This window comes from Rhodoligotrophos appendicifer (assembly GCF_007474605.1).
In the GTDB taxonomy this organism is placed as follows: Bacteria; Pseudomonadota; Alphaproteobacteria; order Rhizobiales; family Im1; genus Rhodoligotrophos; species Rhodoligotrophos appendicifer.
In genome coordinates this window covers 371616-390109 of record NZ_VHKL01000003.1, presented here as the reverse complement: position 1 = coordinate 390109, position 18494 = coordinate 371616, and the positions used below count along the sequence as shown (strand labels likewise).

25 protein-coding genes are annotated in these 18494 nt (G+C 66.4%); 21 read left to right on the top strand and 4 right to left on the bottom strand.

What is annotated here, in order from left to right:
* Positions 1 to 52 precede the first annotated feature (52 nt).
* Genes FKM97_RS08790 through FKM97_RS26890 form a run of 3 tightly spaced genes read left to right on the top strand, consistent with a single transcriptional unit; the run spans position 53 to position 2685 of the window.
* A complete protein-coding gene (locus FKM97_RS08790) occupies positions 53 to 514 on the top strand; it encodes a (2Fe-2S)-binding protein (protein ID WP_144292025.1) in 462 nt (153 codons plus the stop codon).
* A gap of 3 nt (positions 515 to 517) precedes the next feature.
* Entirely contained in the window at positions 518 to 1852 is a 1335-nt protein-coding gene (locus FKM97_RS08785; protein WP_144292024.1) for a molybdopterin cofactor-binding domain-containing protein, read from the top strand.
* Positions 1735 to 2685, top strand: a complete 951-nt coding sequence (locus tag FKM97_RS26890; RefSeq protein ID WP_281290087.1) for a molybdopterin cofactor-binding domain-containing protein — start codon at positions 1735 to 1737, stop codon at positions 2683 to 2685. Before FKM97_RS08785 ends, FKM97_RS26890 begins: the two co-directional genes overlap by 118 nt.
* 36 nt (positions 2686 to 2721) lie before the next feature.
* Here the strand turns inward: FKM97_RS26890 and FKM97_RS08775 are convergent, their stop codons facing one another.
* Positions 2722 to 3165 carry a DUF5330 domain-containing protein gene (locus FKM97_RS08775; protein WP_144292022.1) on the bottom strand — a complete coding sequence of 148 codons (444 nt, stop codon included), beginning with the start codon at positions 3163 to 3165 and terminating at the stop codon, positions 2722 to 2724.
* A gap of 282 nt (positions 3166 to 3447) precedes the next feature.
* Here FKM97_RS08775 and FKM97_RS08770 point away from each other — a divergent pair, with 282 nt between their 5' ends.
* Both FKM97_RS08770 and FKM97_RS08765 read left to right on the top strand, forming a co-directional pair.
* Positions 3448 to 4233, top strand: a complete 786-nt coding sequence (locus FKM97_RS08770; RefSeq protein ID WP_144292021.1) for a peptidoglycan-binding domain-containing protein — start codon at positions 3448 to 3450, stop codon at positions 4231 to 4233.
* A gap of 103 nt (positions 4234 to 4336) precedes the next feature.
* On the top strand, positions 4337 to 4522 hold the full coding sequence (locus FKM97_RS08765; protein WP_144292020.1) for a hypothetical protein: 186 nt from the start codon (positions 4337 to 4339) through the stop codon (positions 4520 to 4522).
* Between the two features lie 7 nt (positions 4523 to 4529).
* On the opposite strand, the gene FKM97_RS08760 is transcribed toward FKM97_RS08765, so the two are convergent.
* The 3 genes from FKM97_RS08760 to FKM97_RS08750 are packed head-to-tail and all read right to left on the bottom strand — an operon-like array spanning position 4530 to position 8060.
* Positions 4530 to 5219, bottom strand: coding sequence for a DUF1254 domain-containing protein (locus FKM97_RS08760; RefSeq protein WP_144292019.1), 690 nt, complete (start codon positions 5217 to 5219; stop codon positions 4530 to 4532).
* Positions 5219 to 5812 carry a DUF1214 domain-containing protein gene (locus FKM97_RS08755; protein ID WP_170240822.1) on the bottom strand — a complete coding sequence of 198 codons (594 nt, stop codon included), beginning with the start codon at positions 5810 to 5812 and terminating at the stop codon, positions 5219 to 5221. The genes FKM97_RS08760 and FKM97_RS08755 overlap by 1 nt, the downstream gene beginning before the upstream one ends.
* Positions 5813 to 5816: 4 nt before the next feature.
* Positions 5817 to 8060: a transglycosylase domain-containing protein gene (locus tag FKM97_RS08750; RefSeq protein ID WP_144292017.1), complete on the bottom strand. Its 2244-nt coding sequence runs from the start codon at positions 8058 to 8060 to the stop codon at positions 5817 to 5819.
* 397 nt (positions 8061 to 8457) lie between these two features.
* Here FKM97_RS08750 and FKM97_RS08745 point away from each other — a divergent pair, with 397 nt between their 5' ends.
* The 16 genes from FKM97_RS08745 to FKM97_RS08670 all read left to right on the top strand — a co-directional run bounded on the left by FKM97_RS08745 (position 8458) and on the right by FKM97_RS08670 (position 18486).
* The gene (locus FKM97_RS08745) at positions 8458 to 8940 is read left to right on the top strand and encodes a hypothetical protein (protein ID WP_144292016.1); all 483 of its coding nucleotides are present in this window, start codon (positions 8458 to 8460) and stop codon (positions 8938 to 8940) included.
* Positions 8927 to 10231 (top strand): DNA-packaging protein, encoded by a 1305-nt coding sequence (locus tag FKM97_RS08740; RefSeq protein ID WP_246105006.1) that lies wholly within the window; start codon positions 8927 to 8929, stop codon positions 10229 to 10231. The genes FKM97_RS08745 and FKM97_RS08740 overlap by 14 nt, the downstream gene beginning before the upstream one ends.
* 40 nt (positions 10232 to 10271) lie before the next feature.
* Positions 10272 to 11447 (top strand): phage portal protein, encoded by a 1176-nt coding sequence (locus FKM97_RS08735; RefSeq protein WP_144292015.1) that lies wholly within the window; start codon positions 10272 to 10274, stop codon positions 11445 to 11447.
* 28 nt (positions 11448 to 11475) lie between these two features.
* A complete protein-coding gene (locus tag FKM97_RS08730) occupies positions 11476 to 11928 on the top strand; it encodes an HK97 family phage prohead protease (RefSeq protein ID WP_144292014.1) in 453 nt (150 codons plus the stop codon).
* Positions 11929 to 11945: 17 nt separating this feature from the next.
* Complete coding sequence (locus FKM97_RS08725) at positions 11946 to 13211, top strand: phage major capsid protein (protein WP_144292013.1); 1266 nt, start codon at positions 11946 to 11948, stop codon at positions 13209 to 13211.
* Positions 13212 to 13318: 107 nt separating this feature from the next.
* Positions 13319 to 13894, top strand: a complete 576-nt coding sequence (locus tag FKM97_RS08720) for a head-tail connector protein (RefSeq protein WP_144292012.1) — start codon at positions 13319 to 13321, stop codon at positions 13892 to 13894.
* Positions 13891 to 14217, top strand: coding sequence for a phage head closure protein (locus tag FKM97_RS08715; RefSeq protein ID WP_246104995.1), 327 nt, complete (start codon positions 13891 to 13893; stop codon positions 14215 to 14217). Before FKM97_RS08720 ends, FKM97_RS08715 begins: the two co-directional genes overlap by 4 nt.
* The gene (locus tag FKM97_RS08710) at positions 14214 to 14534 is read left to right on the top strand and encodes a hypothetical protein (protein ID WP_144292011.1); all 321 of its coding nucleotides are present in this window, start codon (positions 14214 to 14216) and stop codon (positions 14532 to 14534) included. Before FKM97_RS08715 ends, FKM97_RS08710 begins: the two co-directional genes overlap by 4 nt.
* The gene (locus FKM97_RS08705; RefSeq protein WP_144292010.1) at positions 14531 to 14941 is read left to right on the top strand and encodes a DUF3168 domain-containing protein; all 411 of its coding nucleotides are present in this window, start codon (positions 14531 to 14533) and stop codon (positions 14939 to 14941) included. The genes FKM97_RS08710 and FKM97_RS08705 overlap by 4 nt, the downstream gene beginning before the upstream one ends.
* 49 nt (positions 14942 to 14990) lie before the next feature.
* Positions 14991 to 15404 (top strand): phage major tail protein, TP901-1 family, encoded by a 414-nt coding sequence (locus tag FKM97_RS08700; RefSeq protein WP_144292009.1) that lies wholly within the window; start codon positions 14991 to 14993, stop codon positions 15402 to 15404.
* Positions 15405 to 15414: 10 nt separating this feature from the next.
* Positions 15415 to 15732 (top strand): gene transfer agent family protein, encoded by a 318-nt coding sequence (locus tag FKM97_RS08695; protein WP_144292008.1) that lies wholly within the window; start codon positions 15415 to 15417, stop codon positions 15730 to 15732.
* A complete protein-coding gene (locus tag FKM97_RS08690; protein ID WP_281290084.1) occupies positions 15729 to 15938 on the top strand; it encodes a phage tail assembly chaperone in 210 nt (69 codons plus the stop codon). Before FKM97_RS08695 ends, FKM97_RS08690 begins: the two co-directional genes overlap by 4 nt.
* A gap of 3 nt (positions 15939 to 15941) precedes the next feature.
* Positions 15942 to 16523, top strand: coding sequence for a phage tail tape measure protein (locus tag FKM97_RS08685; RefSeq protein WP_144292007.1), 582 nt, complete (start codon positions 15942 to 15944; stop codon positions 16521 to 16523).
* Positions 16524 to 16554: 31 nt separating this feature from the next.
* Positions 16555 to 17184: a DUF2460 domain-containing protein gene (locus tag FKM97_RS08680; protein ID WP_144292006.1), complete on the top strand. Its 630-nt coding sequence runs from the start codon at positions 16555 to 16557 to the stop codon at positions 17182 to 17184.
* Entirely contained in the window at positions 17181 to 18080 is a 900-nt protein-coding gene (locus FKM97_RS08675) for a DUF2163 domain-containing protein (protein WP_144292005.1), read from the top strand. The genes FKM97_RS08680 and FKM97_RS08675 overlap by 4 nt, the downstream gene beginning before the upstream one ends.
* Positions 18052 to 18486 (top strand): NlpC/P60 family protein, encoded by a 435-nt coding sequence (locus FKM97_RS08670; protein WP_144292004.1) that lies wholly within the window; start codon positions 18052 to 18054, stop codon positions 18484 to 18486. Before FKM97_RS08675 ends, FKM97_RS08670 begins: the two co-directional genes overlap by 29 nt.
* The last annotated feature ends 8 nt before the right edge of the window (positions 18487 to 18494 follow it).

Below are 18494 nucleotides of genomic sequence, written 5' to 3'. Positions count from 1 at the left end.
AATTTATTCAATCGGATAGTGCCCCGGGTCCTCGCTTGGCTCAGGGTGTTTCATGCGACTGTCACTGCGGATCAACGGGATCGCTGCCGAAGTCGAGACGGAGGCGGATACTCCGCTGCTGTGGATCCTACGCGACCAGCTGGGCTTGACCGGCACGAAATACGGCTGCGGGGCGGGCCATTGCGGAAGCTGCATGGTGCTCATCAACGGCCGCGCCAAACGCGCCTGCCTGGTCTCGGCGGCCAAGGCGGCGAAGACCTCGGTCGTCACCATCGAAGGCGTTCGCGGTCCCGTGGCGGATTGCGTGCTGGCGGCATGGCGGCAAAACGACGTTTCCGAATGCGGCTACTGCATGAGCGGACAGATCATCTCCGCCATCGCCTTGCTGTCTGAGCTGCCCCGCCCCACGGATGCGCAGATCGATGCACAGATGGACGGCAATCTGTGCCGATGCGCCGCCTATTCGGGAATCCGCCGCGCGATCAGGCAAGCCTCCGACAGCATCGGCGGATAAGTCATGGCGGCGCCCCGGAACAGCCCGTTCCTGCCGAGCCGGCGCGGATTCATCAAGATCTGGCTGGGTGCTGCCGGGGGCCTGGCGATCGGCCGCATGCTGCCGGTCCATGCGGAGGGGGGCCTCGTGACCTTCCAGCCGAACCCGTTCGTCATCATCACCCCCGACGACATCGTCACCATCATCGTCAAGCATCTGGAGATGGGGCAGGGGATCGAGACGGGGCTCGCCATGCTGGTGGCCGACGAGATGGACGCCGCCAGAGCGCAGATCCGCACCCGCTTCGCACCGACGGATGCGAGCCGCTTCCACAACCTCCTCGCCCATGGACTGCAGGCTACCCTGGCCTCGACCTCCATGGCGAACGCCTTCCTGCAATATCGCCATGCGGGGGCGATCGCGCGGGCCATGATGGTGGGTGCTGCTGCGAAATATTGGGGGATCGCCCGCGGCCATGTGAAGGTCGCCGCGGGCCAGCTGATCTCCGTGCGCGGCCATCGCGCCAGCTTCGGCGCCATGGCGGCACGGGCTGCCGCCCTGGAGATGCCGATTGCCGTGGATTTGAAGCGACGGGACGAATTCGTCTTTGTCGGGCGCTCCTTCAAGCGTCTGGATACGCCTGCCAAATGCAATGGCTCGGCGGTCTACGCCGCCGATATCAAGCGCGAGGCCATGCTCGTGGCCGTCGTCGCACGGCCCGAGCGCTTCGGCGGGCGCGCGATGCAGGTCGACGAGGGCGCTGCACGCGCAGTGCCCGGGGTGGTCGCCATCGTGCCCATCTCGCGCGGCATCGCCGTGGTCGCGGAGACGAGCTGGGCGGCCATCAAGGCGAAACGGCTGCTCAAGATCACCTGGAACGATACCGATGCCGAGATCCGGAGCAGCTCGGAGATCATGGCCCACCATGCCGATCTCGCCGGGAAACCGGGAGTGGTCATCCGCGAGGACGGCGACATCGATGCTGCGGCCAAGGGGGCGGCCACGGTCATCCAGGCCGATTTCCACTTTCCCTATCTGGCGCATACGCCCATGGAGACCCTGGACCTGGTCCTGGAGCAGGCCGGCGGCCGGGCGCGGCTCTGGGTCGCGTCGCATGTGCCAGGCATCGACCAGGCCAATGTCGCCTTCGAGCTCGGGATCGCTTCGCATGAGGTCGAGGTCATCACGGTCTATGCGGCGGATCCTTCGGTCGCCGGGCGGCCTTCGACAGCCATGCGGCCATTGAGACGGCCCAGATCGTCAAGGCGATGGGGACGGAGCGGCCGGTCAAGCTCTTGTGGACCCGGGAAGACGACATCAAAGGCGGTTACTATCGACCGGCCTCGCTGCACCGGGTGACGGCGGCCCTGGACCGCAATGGTGACCTCCTGTCCTGGCAACAGCGCATCGTCCGCCAGGGCGTGGCGGACATGCCGCCCAACCGAAACAGGGACGAGCAGACGACAGAGGCCCAAGGCGAGCCCGCCTTCACCGAGCTGCCCTACGACCTCAGCGACGTCCGAATCGAGCTGCAGCAGCCGCAGTCGAAAGTGCCGGTGGGACTCTGGCGCTCATCGGCCCATGCGGACATGGCCTATGTGGTGGAGACCTTCATCGATGATCTCGCCTATACGGCGGATATCGATCCGGTGTCCTACCGCCGCCGCATGATGGGGAGCGATCCGCGCTATGAAGGGGTCCTCGACCGGGTGGTGGAAGCCGCCGGCTGGCATGGGAGCCAGCAGGGCTCAGCCTTTCGCGGCGTGGCGCTGCACCGGACGCGCGGCACCTATGTGGCGATGATCGCGGAGATCGTCTTTCCCAGCGAAACGCGATTCACTGTGCGCAAAGTCTGGTGCGCGGTGGATTGCGGGATCGTCATCAACCCGCAGCTGGTACGCAGTCAGATCGAGGGCGGGCTCGGCTTCGGTCTCGGGGCGGCGCTGCGCGAGCGGGTGACCTTCGTCCATGGCCGCGTCCTGCAAAGCAACTTCCATGATTACCAGCCGCTCAAGATGAGCGAGATGCCGGAGGTGGAGGTGCATCTCGTGGACTCGGAGGCTGCGCCCACGGGCGTGGGCGAGGCCGGGGTGCCGCCGATCGCGCCGGCGGTCGCCAATGCGATCTTTGCCGGCACCGGCATTCGCATTCGCCAATTGCCGTTCAGCTCGACGCGGCTGATCCGGCGCTGAGGATGGCGCCGGGCTCAGGTCGGGGATCCCTGGGGCTCAGGTCGGAGAGGCCTTGGGCGCCTTCCAGGCCGGCACCAGATCGCGATCGGTGAGGGTGTTGAAGGGATCGGTCATCCGATCACCGCGCGGACCCGCATCGGAATGGACGCCATCCGCCGCATTCTGCATGCGGATGCTGTCGTCGCGGCGCAGCAGCGGCGTCGCCGGCTTTTCACCATTGGCCCAGTCATAGACCATGGCGCCGAGGTGGCTGGCCTTGCGCTGGAAGGTCGTCCAGATCTCCCCGCCGATCTGACAGACCACGGGCTGGCGCCCGCAAATGCCGGTCACGTCATAGGCTGCGGAGACGGCGGCATCGACGAATTGTCCGGTCGAGACCTCGGCGGACTCCGCAGTGGCCGAATCCCGCGATTCGTCATTGCCGATGGGCAAGAGCAGGACGACGATAAACAGCACTATGGCTATGCGTACTAAAAACATGACGGTCACCTGTGAGACGGTCTTCTGTCGCCTTTGATGCAATTCTTACGGCTGAGAGCGTTTCTCGCTCGTGAAGCCGATTGCTACAATTCTCGGTAAAATGCCGGCAACGGCCTTTGGTTCGTCAGGAAAGCCTTGATTCTCGCGTTAAGGTTCAAGGTTCATTAAGGCGAGGATGCAATTGTAAAAGTGGATCGTGACCTCCGCGATCCCGTTGTTGCGTCGAATATTCATGAGAGCTTGCGTTCAACCGATCGACACCGCCCAGACAGGGAGGGTCTCATGGCGGAGATCCTCGTGAAGGACGTGCTTGAGGACACAAGCCCGGTCCTCTCCCTGCGCGGTGCGGTCTGCCTGGGGCTGGTCTGCCTGTTTGCAGGGGCCATCTCCTATAATGCGCTGTTCGCCCAGGCCGGGAAGCAGTTGCTCGCGCCCAACAATGTGGCCGGCGTCCAGCCGTCAGCCCGGCCCAAAGCCCAAGCCCTTCCCGCTGCCAAGCCGGCCGCATTGCCCTCGTCGGCGGTCTCCAAGACGCCGATGGGAGAGACTCCGGCCAAGCCCGCGACCGCGTCGCTGATCGGGTCGATCCAGAGCGAGCTGAGCCTGCTCGGCTATTATACGGGGCCCGTGGACGGCACGGACGGCGCGGCGACACAAGCCGCGATCAGAGCCTATCAGAGCAAGCGCGGGCTGCCGGTGACGGGCCAGGCCACGGCGGGATTGCTGGAGGATGTGGTTGCGGATGCCCAATTCCTGAAGGCGAGCCAGTTCGGCGCCGAGGGAGCGACAACTGCGGCACCGTCGACGGCGGCCGCGGCGCCCCCGGCGGCATTGGCTCCCGTGGCGGGCGATGAGGGCGAGCGGGAGAAGACGAAGCTGATCCAGCAGGGATTGGCCGAGCTCGGCTATTCGCCCGGTCCTGCCGACGGGATCGCGGGAGCGCAGACCCGCCAGGCCATCTCGCAGTTTCAGAAGGATAGAGATCTGCCGGCGACGGGCCAAATCGATGGGGCCACTTTGCGGGAACTGGGGAAGGTGACCGGCGTGACCTCGTTCCGGGACGGATAACACCCGGACAAGCTTAGGTGTTTGTTAACTCTACGGGTCCTCTAATGAAGCGACGATGCCATTTGGCTTCATCCATCGCTTGCTCACGGGGGGACCCAGACTCATGTCCAACGTGCTTGTGTTGCCGATGATCAGGGCACGGCTCGGGGCCAAGCGCGTCCCGGTCGAGCCGTGCAGGATTACAATCTTTCCCGGCGTCCGGATCGAACGCGAGGAGGCGGCCGAGATGACGGCCGTGGCGCGGTCGACGCGGGCCGACCGACCCCAGGAAGGGGACGGACGGGCCTAGCGACCCTCTATTGCTGAGGCGAGGCGCGAGCGGCCTTCGGTGCGGCTGCCGGTGCGTCCGCAGACGGGGCGGCCGGGGCTGAAGACGGGGCCGCAGGGGCCGGGGCGGGAGTTTCAGCCGCCGCAGGCGCACAGCTCGAGGCCTGAAGTGCTGCCGTCACCCGGGAACGGTAGGCGGGATCCGGCAGAAAGGCGCGCAAGAGCACAACGCCCCGTTCGGTGGGCGTCTCCAGGTGAACGATGTTGTCGGCCGCCGCGACGGCTGCCTCCTTCGTCGCCTCCTCCTCTTCGTCACTCGCCACGAGCTGGGTCAGGTCGAGGGTCGGGGGCTCCAGCTCCAGCCGAAAATCGAGCGCGCTCACACCGGCCTGCTGGTCATTCAGGGTGTAAACATTGTCGCCGCGATCGCTGTAGATGCTGATCGACCAGTAGAATTCCGGGATCTTCGTCGAGATGGACAAAGGCTGGACGGAGATGTCGTAAGGGCAGACGGCATAGACGAGGTCGGGATTGGCTTCCCGCAGGATGGTGGGGGTCGCATCCGCCTCGAGCACGACCATGCTGTTCAGCGGTGCGGTCGTGAAGACGCGGCCGATGATGCTTTCCATGCTGATGCCGGGCGTGAACAAGACGACTGCCAGATGGGTCGTGGCGGCCAGCAGCAGGACGGCAATGCACCAGAAAGCGAAGCGGCCCATCAGCAGGACTTCCGTTCGATGCGCGGCAAAGGAATGGTCGAGGGATTGGCGCGGTAGTTCTGGGGCGGGTCGATGATCGACAAAACCAGCCGGAAACCGCCGCCGGTGCCCAAAGGAAGCCAGTTTCCAGATTGAGGCTGCGGCGACAGAGCGATGCGGACGCTGCCATTCGGCTCCCGGATGACGTTCTCGGAGTTGAAGCTGTGCCGATCCGCCTTGTTCGGGATCAGGCTGCGGTCGATCTGGTAGACCACGATGTTCCACCAGCGCCCGGCCAGGGGCGCACCGGTCAGGACATAGGTGCAGGACTGGCTCAGCGCACTGCCGGCGCTATCCTCTTCAGCCCGGAAATCCATCGCTTCGAACTCGTTCATGCCGAGCTTGCCGAACGAGGCGAAATGCGCGCGCGTATAGGGGTCGGCATCGATGCTGGAGGCCGCGGTCCAGACGGACCAGGGGCCATTGCTGCGGACGATGGGGGAGAAACCGCGGGTGACGGCCATGTCGACCGTGAAATAGCCAAGGCCCAAGCCCACCAACAGAAAGGCTGCGGTGTTGAGCAGAATTCTCGCGGTCGCGGACATCCGGCTCATGGCATCAATTGGTGCCGTATCTACTCTGGAAGTTCGATCCGCCGCGCTGCTGGGGCACCGGCGCCGGCTGCGCATTGCGGTTGCCGAACAGATTGCCGAACATGCGCTGGAAGACGTTGGCGACGGGTGCCGCCTGCTGCTGCTGGACGCGAACCTGAGGCGGCGGCGGGGCGACGGTGGCAACCTTCGGCGCCGCCCGAGTGGTGCTGCGCGGCCGGCCACTGTCGTCGGCCAAGGCCGCCGGCAGTTTCTGGCCCTCACTCTCGCGGCGCGCCACGAAAGCGGCATAGCTGTTGTCGAGGGGCACGCCGGGCAGCGGCTCGGCGACCTGCGTCTCGAGCGCCTTCTCCATGTATTGCTTCCAGGCCATGGCGGGCAGGCTGCCCCCGGTGATCTTCTTCATGGGCGAGTAGTCGTCATTGCCGAACCAGACGCCGGTGACGTATTGGGCGGTGAAGCCCATGAACCAGGCATCGCGATAATCCTGGGTGGTGCCCGTCTTGCCGGCCTGGGGCGTGAAGCCGAGCTGCGCGCGCCGACCGGTGCCCTGGGTGATCACCTGGTTCAGCATGTAGTTGAGGTCGGCGACGTTGATCGGGTCGAAGATCTGCGGCGCCGGCGGCACGTTCTTCGCGCGGTCAAACAGCAGATCGCCATTGGGCCGCCGGATCTCGAGGACGGCGTAGGGGCTCACCGCCTTGCCGCCATTGGCAAAGGTCGCATAAGCGGTGGTGAGGTCGAGGACCGTCACCTCATTCGTGCCCAGCGGCATCGAGGGCACCGACAGGATCTGCGTGCGGATGCCGGCAAGCTTGGCGGTGTCGATGATCGACTGGCGGCCGATCTTCATGGCAAGCTGGATGGGGATCGTGTTCAAGGACTGACGCAAGGCATAGGCCAGCGTGGTCCGGCCAGCGAATTTGCGGGTATAGTTCTTCGGCGCCCAGTTGCCGATATAGACGGGCTGGTCGACCACGATGGAATCGGGCCGGAACCCCGCCTTCAGGGCAGCCAGATAGACCATGGGCTTCCAGGACGATCCGGGTTGGCGCAGGGCGTCGGTGGCGCGGTTGAACTGGCTCTGCTCATAATCGTGACCGCCGACGATCGCCTTGATGGCGCCATCGGGCTTCATGGAGACGAGAGCTCCCTCGGTCGCATGGACCTCAGGGCCCTCCTTCTCAAGGAAGCCGTTCATGGTGGTCTGCGCATATTTCTGGAGCGCCGTGTCGACGGTGGTCTTCACGTCGATCACGTAATCCTTCGAGAGGCCGTATTTCTTGAGGATCTGGAGAACTTCCGCATAGGCATAGTCAAGGAAGTAGTCGGGGGCGAAGAAATCCTTGACCATGGTGCTCTCCGCCGGCACGCGGCGGGCGGCAAACAGCTCTCCCTGGCTGATGAAGCCGGCATCCAACATGCGAGCCAGCACCACATTGGCGCGGGTGCGCGCCGCCTCGGGATGGACGTGAGGGGCATAGGTGGAGGGCGCCTTGAACAGGCCGGCCAGCATGGCGGCCTCGGGCAGGTTCACGTCGCGGATCGACTTGCCGAAATAGAATTGCGCCGCGGCCTCCACGCCATAGGCACCGCCGCCGAGATAGGAGCGGTCGAGATAGAGCTTGAGGATCTCCGGCTTGGTCAGCCGGGCCTCGATCCACAAAGCGAGGAAGGCTTCGTTGATCTTGCGGCGAAAGGTCCGTTCCGGGCTCAGGAACAGGTTCTTGGCGAGCTGCTGGGTCAGGGTCGAGCCACCCTGCACGACGTTGTTCGCGCGCAGATTGCTGACCAGGGCGCGCAGGGTGCCGAAGACGTCCACGCCGAGATGGGTGAAGAAACGCGCATCTTCCGTCGCCAGCACCGCCTTGATCACCTGAGGGGGAATCTCATCCAGGGCGATGTTGTCGTCCTGGCGGATGCCGCGGCGTCCGATCAACTCGCCCGAGGCGCTGGTGAAGGTGACGGCATATTCGCGGCCGCGATTCCAGATATCACCCGTGCCGCTGAAGGGGGGCAGGGCATAATACAAAATACCCAGAGCCGCGATGAGGCCGAGCGAAATCCCGTCCGAGCCGATCTCGAGGAAGCCGCGCAGAGGGCCGGAAACCTTCAGGGGGGCCAAACGCGCTGCATAATTGTCCCAGATGCGCCCGGTCCAGTCGCCAAACGCATAGAGCGCGGAGCCTACCCAGGTCTCCGCGGCGTAGAAGAACCGATAGACCGGATTGTCCGAACGGGGCTTCGACACGGAATTAAGTCCTCAAATCATGCCGGCAGGGCCACGTGTCTCCCTGATGATTCCATACCAGGTCCACTTCGGCCAGCCTATAGGACAAGCTATGGATCAGGCGCGCCAAGTAGACAAGCGCCAGTTCACTCTGATCCTAGCTGCAGGGTGATGAATATAAAATGATGATGCGGCGAGGTCACCCCGCCACGGGAGACGAGCGGGACACACAGCGCTGGCAATTCGCGTGATGCGATTTGTATAAAAATCACGTAATACGTTAAAAAAAGATTGACAGCGTCGCGCTGTTTGGGGTAGGTTTCGTACATTCCAGCATTTGCGCCTCGACGCCGACTGCGGGGCGGTTCCGCCTCCCAGGGCCCGGCGCGGCTTCCTCTCCAATTCGCAGGCACACCTCATGACCGTAGATGTCGATTGGGCAGCGATCGAGCATGCCTATGTGATGACACGCGAGCCCATGAGGGCCATCGCCCTGAGATTCGGCATCTCGACGGCGACCATCTACCGTCACTCCAACATGAAGAGCTGGCCGCAACGCGGTGGCCTGGAAAGCATGTGGCGCAGCCGGCCGTCGCCGCCCGCAGGGCCGCCGCGGCGCAAGCCCTTGCCCTTGCGGAAGGTGCGGACCCGCATGCTCGAGGTGCTCACCAACCAGCTCGAGCAGCTGGCCGCCATCAACGAGAAACACCCGGACGATGCGGTGATGACGGAGCGCTCGGCGCGCGCCATGGCCACGATCGCGAACACCGTCGACAAGCTGGTCGACCTGGAAATCAATGCGGGAGGGCGAAAGGACGTGATTCCTGAACCCGACGAGAAGGCGATCCATATCCTCCGTGCAGAGCTTGCGGATCGGTTTGGATTCACTGTCCCCGACTGAGCGCCTCAAAAAGCTGGGGCTGGCAAAGGGGAGGGAGATCATCCGCCTGGATGCGGACTGGGTCTCATCCGCCCGCACCGACCAGCTCCCGCCGGATATCACTCATTACGACGACGACTGGACCGTCTGGCTGCTGCTGGGCGGGCGCGGGGCCGGCAAGACCCGAACGGGCGCCGAATGGATCAAGAAGCAGGTCAGCGAAGACCTGGCCTTCCGGGATGCCCCGGCACGTCGGATCGCGCTCGTGGGGCAGACCCTGGCGGATGTGCGATCGGTCATGGTGGAGGGCGAATCCGGTCTGCTCAACATCCATAAGAGCTGGGAGCGCCCGGTGTTCGAGCCCTCCAAGCGGACGGTGACCTGGCGCAATGGCGCCATCGCCCAGCTGTTCTCCGCCGAGGAGCCGGACGGCCTGCGGGGACCACAATTCGATGTCGCCTGGTGCGACGAGATCGCCAAATGGCGGCATGCCCAGGAGACCTGGGACATGCTGCAATTCGGATTGCGGCTGGGCGCGCATCCACGGGTCGTGGCCACGACGACGCCGCGGCCGGTGCCGCTCATCCGGCAGCTGATCGCCGATCCGGGGACACGGGTCACGCGATCGGCCACGCGCGACAACGCCAAGAACCTGGCACCGTCGTTTCTCGCGGTGATCGAGCGAAAATACAAGGGGACCGTCCTGGGCCGACAGGAGCTCGAGGGCGAGCTCATCGAGGACGATCCCAACGCGCTGTTCAAGCGCAGCGACATCGAGGAGGCCCGGGTCAGCCAGGCGCCCGAACTGCGACGCTGCATCGTGGCGGTGGATCCGCCCGCCACGGGGACGTCCCAGTCCAATGCCTGCGGCATCATCTGTGCGGGCCTCGGCATCGACGGACGCGCCTATGTGCTGCAGGACGGCTCCATCGGCGGTGTCGCTCCCACGCGATGGGCGCGGCGGGCCGTCGAGATCTATCACGCCTTCGAAGCCGACCGGCTCATCGCCGAGGTCAACCAGGGCGGCGACATGGTGGAGGCGGTGATCCGCGAAGTGGATGCCTCCATCGCCTTCCGCTCGGTCAGGGCCAGTCGCGGCAAGCAGATGCGCGCCGAGCCGGTGGCCGCCCTCTACGAGCAGGGTCGGGTGAGCCATGTGGGCCGCTTGCCGGACCTGGAGGACGAGCTGTGCAGCTTCGAGGCGATCATCGAGAGCTCTGGCCGCAGCCCGGATCGGGCGGATGCGCTGGTCTGGGCACTGACGGAGCTGATGCTGGGGCGGCAGGGCACCCCGCGGGTGCGGACGCTCTGAAGCGGGTTCGGCCGGCATCCATTCATCGGGAGACACATTTATGCTGAAACGCCTGCGAAAGCTGGTGGCCGGCCAGGCCAGGATGGCGCCGGATGTCAAACGCAGCGCCACGGGGCCGCTCATTGCGCTGCATGTGCAGGGCCAGCCGGTCTGGACGCCGCGCAATTATGCCGATCTGGCGCGGGAAGGCTTCACTCAGAACGCGGTGGGTTATCGCTGCGTGCGGATGATCGCCGAGGCGGCGGCGTCGGTGCCCTGGCTGCTCTATGAGGGCGAGCGGGAGCTCACGCAGCATCCGCTGCTGGACCTGCTCTCCGCCCCGCATCCCGGGGCGAGCGGCGTCGACCTATTCGAGCTCGCCTATGGCTATCTGCAGACCGCCGGCAACAGCTATCTGGAAGCGGTGAGCATCGGTGGACAGGTGCGCGAGCTCCATGCGCTGCGGCCCGACCGGATGCAGGTGGTGGCGGGGCCGAATGGCTGGCCGGACGGCTTCGACTACACGGCCTCGGGCCAGACGGTGCGCTTCGACCAGAGGACGGTGGGGCAGAGACCGATCCTGCATCTGCGGCTGTTCAATCCGAGCAACGACCATTACGGGCTGAGCCCCTTCGAGCCGGCGGCGCGCTCCATCGACGTGCATTCGGCGGCGGGGGCGTGGAACAAGGGACTGCTCGACAATGCGGCGCGGCCTTCGGGTGCGCTCGTCTATGGCGGCGCCGATGGCGCCAGCCTGTCGGAGGAGCAGTTCAGCCGCCTGAAACAGGAGCTGGAGCAGTCCTATCAGGGGGCCGCCAATGCCGGCCGGCCGCTGGTGCTCGAAGGCGGGCTGGACTGGAAATCCATGGGCTACAGCCCGAAGGACATGGACTTCATCGGGGCGAAGGACGTGGCGGCGCGGGAAATCGCGCTCGCCTTCGGAGTGCCGCCGATGCTGCTGGGCATTCCCGGCGACAACACCTTCTCCAATTACGCCGAAGCCAATCGCGTGTTCTGGCGGCAGACGGTGCTGCCCCTGGTGGGGCGGACGGCCCGGGCGCTGACGCTATGGCTCGCGCCGGGCTTCGGCCACCCCTTGAGGCTCTGGTACGACGCCGACCAGGTGGAGGCCCTGACCGCCGAACGCGAGGGATTGTGGGCGCGCGTCGGAGCCGCGGACTTCCTCAGCCAGGACGAGAAGCGGGCCGCCGTGGGGTACGGGCCCCAGGCGGGCTAGCGGCATATCGGGCGAGAGGGACAGGGCTATGCTGGAGATCGAGGGCTATGCCAGCCTGTTCGGGGTGGCCGATAGCGGCGGCGACGTGGTCACGGCAGGGGCCTTCGCGGCGAGCCTCAGGCGGCGCGGTCCGCAGGGGGTCAAGATGCTGTTCCACCACGATCCGGCCCAGCCGATCGGGGTGTGGCAGATGATTGCCGAAGACGCGAGCGGCCTGAGGGTCCGCGGCCGTCTTGCCGAGACCGGACGCGCCGCAGAGCTTGGCGCGCTGGTGGGGATGGGCGCGCTGGACGGGCTGTCGATCGGCTTTCGCACCGTGAGGGCCGTCCGCGACCGCGGCAGCGGTCAGCGGCGCCTGCTCACCGTCGATCTCTGGGAGATCTCGCTCGTCACCTTCCCGCTGCTGGAGGCGGCGCGGGTGAACAGACCCGGTCTTTCCGCCGACAGCCTGAGGGCGGCGGCACGTTTCATCCATGCCTAACTAACGAGGACGGATCCATGCAGAGCCTACAGACGGGAGCACTCGAGACCAAGGTCGCCGGCGCGCCGCCGACGGAAATCGCCACGGCTTTCGGCGAGTTCATGCGCGCCTTCGAAAGCTTCAAGGAGGCCAATGACGAGCGGCTGGGCCAAGTGGAGGGCAAGCTCCGCCAGGACGTGGTGACGGAGGAGAAGGTCGAGCGGATCAATGCCGCCCTCGACCAGCAGAAGCGCGTGCTGGACGAACTGGCGCTCAAGTCGGCACGGCCGCGGCTGGGCGATAACGGACCCGAACTCCGCAACGCCCATGCCGGCGAGCACAAGACGGCATTCAACGCCTATATCCGCAAGGGCGAAGTGCAGGGGCTCGGGGCGCTTGAAGCCAAGGCGCTGTCGGTCGGCTCTGGGCCCGACGGAGGGTATCTGGTACCGGAGCAGACGGAGACCGAAATCGGCCGGCTGCTGGCGCAGGTGTCGCCCATCCGCGCCATCTCCACGGTGCGGCAGGTTTCGGGCAGCAGTTACAAGAAGCCCTTCGTGACCACCGGGGCCGCCACCGGCTGGGTCGGGGAAACAGCGTCCCGGAGCCAGACCAACTCCCCGACATTGGCCGAGCTCGAGTTCCCGACGACGGAGCTCTATGCCATGCCGGCGGCGACGCAGAGCCTGCTCGACGACAGTGCGGTCAATATCGACCAGTGGATCGCCGAAGAGGTGCGCACCGTGTTCGCCGAGCAGGAGGGCACGGCCTTCGTGACCGGGGACGGGACCAACAAGCCCAAGGGCTTCCTCGCCCATGACACCATCGCCAATGGCAGCTGGGCCTGGGGGTCTCTCGGCTTCCTGCTGACCGGGGTGGACGGCGCCTTTCCGGCCTCCAATCCCTCCGACATCCTGATCGACTTGATCTATGCGCTGAAGGCCGGCTACCGGCAGAACGCCCATTGGGTGATGAACCGCAAGGTGCAGGCGGCGATCCGCAAGATCAAGGATACGGACGGGAACTATATCTGGCAGCCCGCCGCACAGGCCGGCGGTCAGGCGAGCCTGATGGGCTTCCCGGTGGCGGAGGCGGAGGCGATGCCGGATCTGGCGGCCGACAGCCTGTCGGTGGCGTTCGGCGACTTCAAGCGCGGCTATCTCATCATCGACCGGCTGGGCGTGCGCGTGCTGCGCGATCCCTATTCGGCCAAGCCCTATGTGCTCTTCTACACCACCAAGCGCGTGGGCGGCGGGGTGCAGGATTTCGATGCGATCAAGCTCCTGAAATTCGGCGCGCCCTGACGTTTTCCTCCCCCGTCAGGACGTGACGATGCGGGGCGCGGGACGATCGGGGCGACCCGGCGGCCCGCGCCCCATCCTTGAGAGGCTTTGTCGGCGAGGCACAGGACATGGTTTCGATTTGTACGCAGCCACCGGCGATCGAGCCGGTGACGGTGGAGGAGGCGCGTGCCCATCTCCGGGTGGACGGCGCCGAGGAAGATGCGATGATCGGCGCCCTGATCACCGCGGCGCGGGTGCATCTGGAGAGCGCGACGCGGCGGGTGTTCATCACGCAAGGCTGGTCGGTGTTCCTCGACCAATGGCCGATCAGTGGCGTCGTCGCCCTCCCGGTGAGCCCGGTTCAGACCGTGGATGCGGTCAAAGTCTATGGGGATGACGATGCGGCGACACTCGTCGATCCCGACATCTATGGGGTGGATCCAGGGTCGCGCCCCCGGCTGCGGCCGCGTGCAGCGGCAGGCTGGCCCCTGCCGGGACGCGCCTTGCGGGGCATCGAGATCCAGCTGACGGCGGGCTTCGGGGACACGGCCCCCGCGGTGCCCGCGCCGATCCGGCTGGCGATCCTGCAGCTCGTCGCCCATTGGTTCGAACAGCGCGAACCGGCCGCATTGGGCGATCCGGTCCATGAGGTGCCGCGCATGGTGCGGGCCCTGGTCGATCCCTACCGGGCGCTCGCGCTGTGAAGCGGATCGGCATGATGCGCCACCGGCTGACGCTGGAAGCGCCCGTCCGGACGCCGGATGGCGCCGGTGGCGCAACGCTCGCCTGGTCGCCGGTCGCCAGCCTGTGGGCGGAGATCGAACCGGCGGGCCATCAGGAGCGGTTCCGCAACGAGAAGACAGGAGCCATGGTGAGCCATCGCATCAGCATGCGGTTCCGCACCGACATGGTTCCGGGCATGCGCCTGGTGAAGGGCAGCCGGGTGTTCGAGGTCGTCAGCCTCCTCGATCCCGAGGAGCGCGGACGGCAGCTCCTCTGCTTTGCGACAGAGCAGCTCACGCCATGAAGCCGACGGTCCGCATCTCAGGACTCGATGCCGCAACGCGGGCGCTGGAGGCACGATTGCACCGGTTGTCGGCGGAAGATGTGTTGCTGCGCCTGGGGGCGCTGGTGGGCGAGGAGGCGCGCGGTTCGGGTCTCCGGGACCTGCGGATCGATGCCGATCCGGTCGCCGGGCGGGTGATGATCGGCACGCGGGATCCTGACGCTGCTGCCGCGGAGTTCGGCACCCTGGCCAGGCCGGCAGCGCCCCGCCTGAGTCCAGCCTTGCGGGCGGTGCGGCGGCAGATCCTGGAGATCATCAGAGGGGGAGGCGAGGGATGAGCGGGAGCGCGGCACTGGCGCTGCAGAAGGCGCTGTTTTCACATCTGAGCGGGCAGGCGGAGATGATCTCGCTCCTGGGCGAGGCGGGGATCCTCGACGATGTGGGGGAGCCCCAGGGCTTTCCCTATGTCACCATCGGTGAGATCCGCTCGAGCGACTGGAGCACCCAGACGCGCAAGGGCCATGAGCACCAGGTGACGCTGCATATCTGGTCGCGCGCCAAGGGTCGCCACGAGACCCAGGAGATCATGGGGGCGCTGGACTCGGCGCTGGAGGAGGATCTGCCGGCGCTGGACGGATACCGCCTGGTCAATCTGCGGCCGGTGTTCTGGCATGCGCTGCGCGATCCGGATGGACGCACCTATCACGGGGTCATGCGCGTGCGGGCCGTGACGGAGCCTCTCTAGAGGCGGCCGGCCGGCAGCAGGGGTAATCAATCGGACAGAGGAGAGCGGAATGGCGGCACAGAAGGGGCGGGACCTGCTGCTCAAGGTCGACAGCACTGGGAGCGGCGTCTTCGTGACGATCGCCGGGCTCAGGACACATAGCCTGGGGCTCAATGCGCGCACCGTGGACGTCACGCATGCGGAGTCCGCCGGGCAGTGGCGCGAGCTCCTGAGCGGGGCTGGGGTGCGGACGGCGAGCGTGCGCGGTGCAGGGATCTTCAAGGACGAGGCCTCGGACGCTACGGTGCGCTCGTATTTCTTCGCCGACACGATCCGCGACTGGCAGGTGGTGGTTCCCGATTTCGGCACCATCGAGGGGGCGTTCCAGATCACCGCCCTGGACTATGCCGGCCCGCATGACGGCGAAATGAGTTTCGAACTGGCGCTGGAATCGGCCGGCGCCCTCACCTTCACCGCTGCCTGAGGAGAGGGACATGGCCAATCGACACCGGGGCGAGATCGAGGCGGTGCTCGGCGAGCGATCCTATACGCTGTGCCTAACGCTGGGGGCCTTGGCCGAGCTCGAAGACGCCTATGGCGGCATCGACCTGATGCGGCTCGCCGAACGCTTCGAGGGCGGGCGCATCAAGGCGCGCGACGCAATCCGGCTGATCGGCGCCGGCCTGCGCGGTGCCGGGAACTCCGTGAGCGACCAGGAGATCGCGACCTTGACCGCGCAGGGCGGGGCGGTCGGCTATGTCTCGATCGTCTCGGAGCTCTTGCAGGCGACCTTCGGCGCCGAGCCAGGGTGAGCGCGACCGGCCGCTTTCCATGGCCGCGCCTGATGGCGCTCGGCATGGGCCGGGCCGGGATCGCGCCCAAGGACTTCTGGGCCATGACGCCGCGGGAGCTGATGGCGGTGCTGGACGGCGCAGGTCTTGTCGTCCCGCCGCGGCAGGCGCCGCAGCGGGCCGTTCTGGAGGCATTGATGGCGCGATTTCCCGACATGAAGGAGTGAGCCATGGCAGAGCGGGTGGACAGCGTCGAGGTCGCCATCGGCCTCGATGCGTCGCAATTCAAGTCCGAGCTCAAGGAGATCGGCAGTCTCGCACACGGGTTCGAGCGGTCGCTGACGCGCGCCTTCACAAATGCGGCGAGCGGCGGCAAATCGCTGAGCGAGGTGCTGCGGGGGCTGGTGCTGTCATTGTCGCGACAGAGCCTCACGTCCGCGCTCAAGCCGTTGACGCAGGGGCTGGGCCAGGCCTTCGGCGCCGCCCTGGGCGGACTGACGGCGAACGCGCAAGGCAACGCCTTTTCCGGCGGCCGGCTCAAGGCCTTCGCCGATGGTGGGGTGGTGGGCAGCCCGACGCTGTTTCCCATGCAAGGCGGCGTCGGGCTCATGGGCGAGGCGGGAGCGGAAGCCATCCTCCCTTTGGCGCGGGGACGCGATGGGCGCCTGGGGGTCCGCAGCGATGGCGGTGGGGGGCCCGTGCAGGTGACCTTCAACGTGACCTCGCCCGATGTGGACGGGTTCCGCCGGGCGCAAGGAGAGATCGGCGTGATGCTGGCGCGGGCCCTCACCCGCGGCAGGCGCAACCTCTGACCCGGCGGGCAGGCACATAACGGAGCGGGCGATGTTTCATGAGGTGCGGTTTCCCACCGCCATTTCCTTCGGCGCATCGGGCGGGCCCGAACGGCGGACGGATGTGGTGGTGCTCGGCTCCGGGGCCGAGGAGCGCAATGCGCGCTGGGCCCATTCACGGCGGCGATACAATGCGGGCTACGGGGTGAAGTCCCTGGACGATCTGCAGGCGGTGATCGCCTTTTTCGAGACCCGCAACGGCCGGCTGCACGGGTTCCGCTACAAGGATCATACGGATTTTGCCTCGAAGGCGCCGGGGGCGGGGGTGACGGCGACGGACCAGTCGCTCGGAACCGGCACCGGCAGCCAGACGAGCTTCCCGCTGGTCAAGCGCTACAATTCCGGCGGGATCCACTATGTCCGGGTGATCGCCAAGCCGGTTGCCGGCACCGTGAGGGTGGCGGTGGGCGGCGTCGAACAGGTGGCCGGCATGCATTTCACAGTCGATCCGACAACGGGGCTGGTGACGTTCTCCGTGGCGCCGGCGGCTGCGGCAGCACTCACCGCAGGTTTCGAGTTCGACACGCCCGTGCGCTTCGACACCGACCGGCTCGAGATCAACCTGACCGCATTCCAGGCCGGCGAGATCCCGGCCATTCCGCTGGTGGAGATCAGGATATGAGAGCGCTTGAGGCGGGGTTGCAGGCGCATCTCGACAGCGGGGCCACGACTCTGGCCTGGTGCTGGAAGCTGACCCGCCGCGACGGCCTGGTCCTGGGCTTTACCGATCATGATTGTGACCTCGAGGTGGAGGGGACCGTCTATGCCGCGGGCACAGGCTTTACGGCCGGGGAGATCGTCTCGGGGCTGGGGCTGTCCATCGATACCACGGAGGCTGAGGGAGCGCTCAGCGCCGCAGCAATCACCGAGCCGGATATCCTTGCGGGTCTCTATGACGATGCGGAGGTCGAGATCCTGCGCGTGAACTGGGCGGATCCGAGCCAGTGGGTAGCACTTCGGTACGGCAATCTGGGCGAGGTGCGCCGCGGACTGCATGGCTTCACCGCCGAGATCCGGGGACTCGCCCATCGGCTGAACCGGCCCCAGGGGAGGCTCTATCAGGTGAGCTGCGATGCCGTGCTGGGCGATGGCCGTTGCGGCGTCGATCTCGATGCGGACGGCCTGCGCGCTGTGGGGGAGGTGGCGGCGGTCCATGCCAATCGCCGGCTCGATGCCAGCGGGCTCGAAACGTTCCCGCCGCGCTGGTTCGAGCAGGGCCGATTGATTTGGACCACGGGCGCGAATGTCGGGGTCGTCTCGGAGATCAAGACGCACCGGCTGGAGGCGGGCGCCGTCTATCTGGAGCTGTGGATCGGCCCGGCCGGGACGATCGCTGGGGGCGACCACTTCACGGTGGAGGCGGGATGCGACAAGCGCTTCACGACATGCCGGGCGAAATTCGGCAATGGGGTCAATTTCCGCGGCTTCCCGCATATGCCGACCAATGATTTCGTCATGTCCTATCCCTCGGTCGGCGATCAGGGCCTCGATGGCGGCAGCCTCACCCAAAGCGAGTGAGATCGTCTCGATCGCGCGCGGCTGGCTCGGCACGCCGTACCGCCATCAGGCGAGCCTGCGCGGTGCGGGATGCGACTGCATCGGCCTCATCCGCGGGGTGTGGCGGGAGATCGGCGGCCGTGAACCAAAGCGGCTGCCGGCCTATTCCAAGGATTGGGCCGAGACGGGGGGCGAGGAAGCGCTGCTGAACGGGCTGGCCGCGCAGTTTGCGCATGTCCCGTCCGACGCCCGCAAGGCGGGGATGGTGGCGGTCTTCCGCTGGCGGCAGAGCTGCGCGGCGAAACATGCCGCGCTGCTGACCGGGCCCGACGGCATGATCCATGTGCATGAGGGCATCTGCGTCTCGGAGGTCGCGTTCTGCACGTGGTGGCAGCGGCGACTGGCCGGCGTGTTCATAATGGGCTGAGGCTTCAG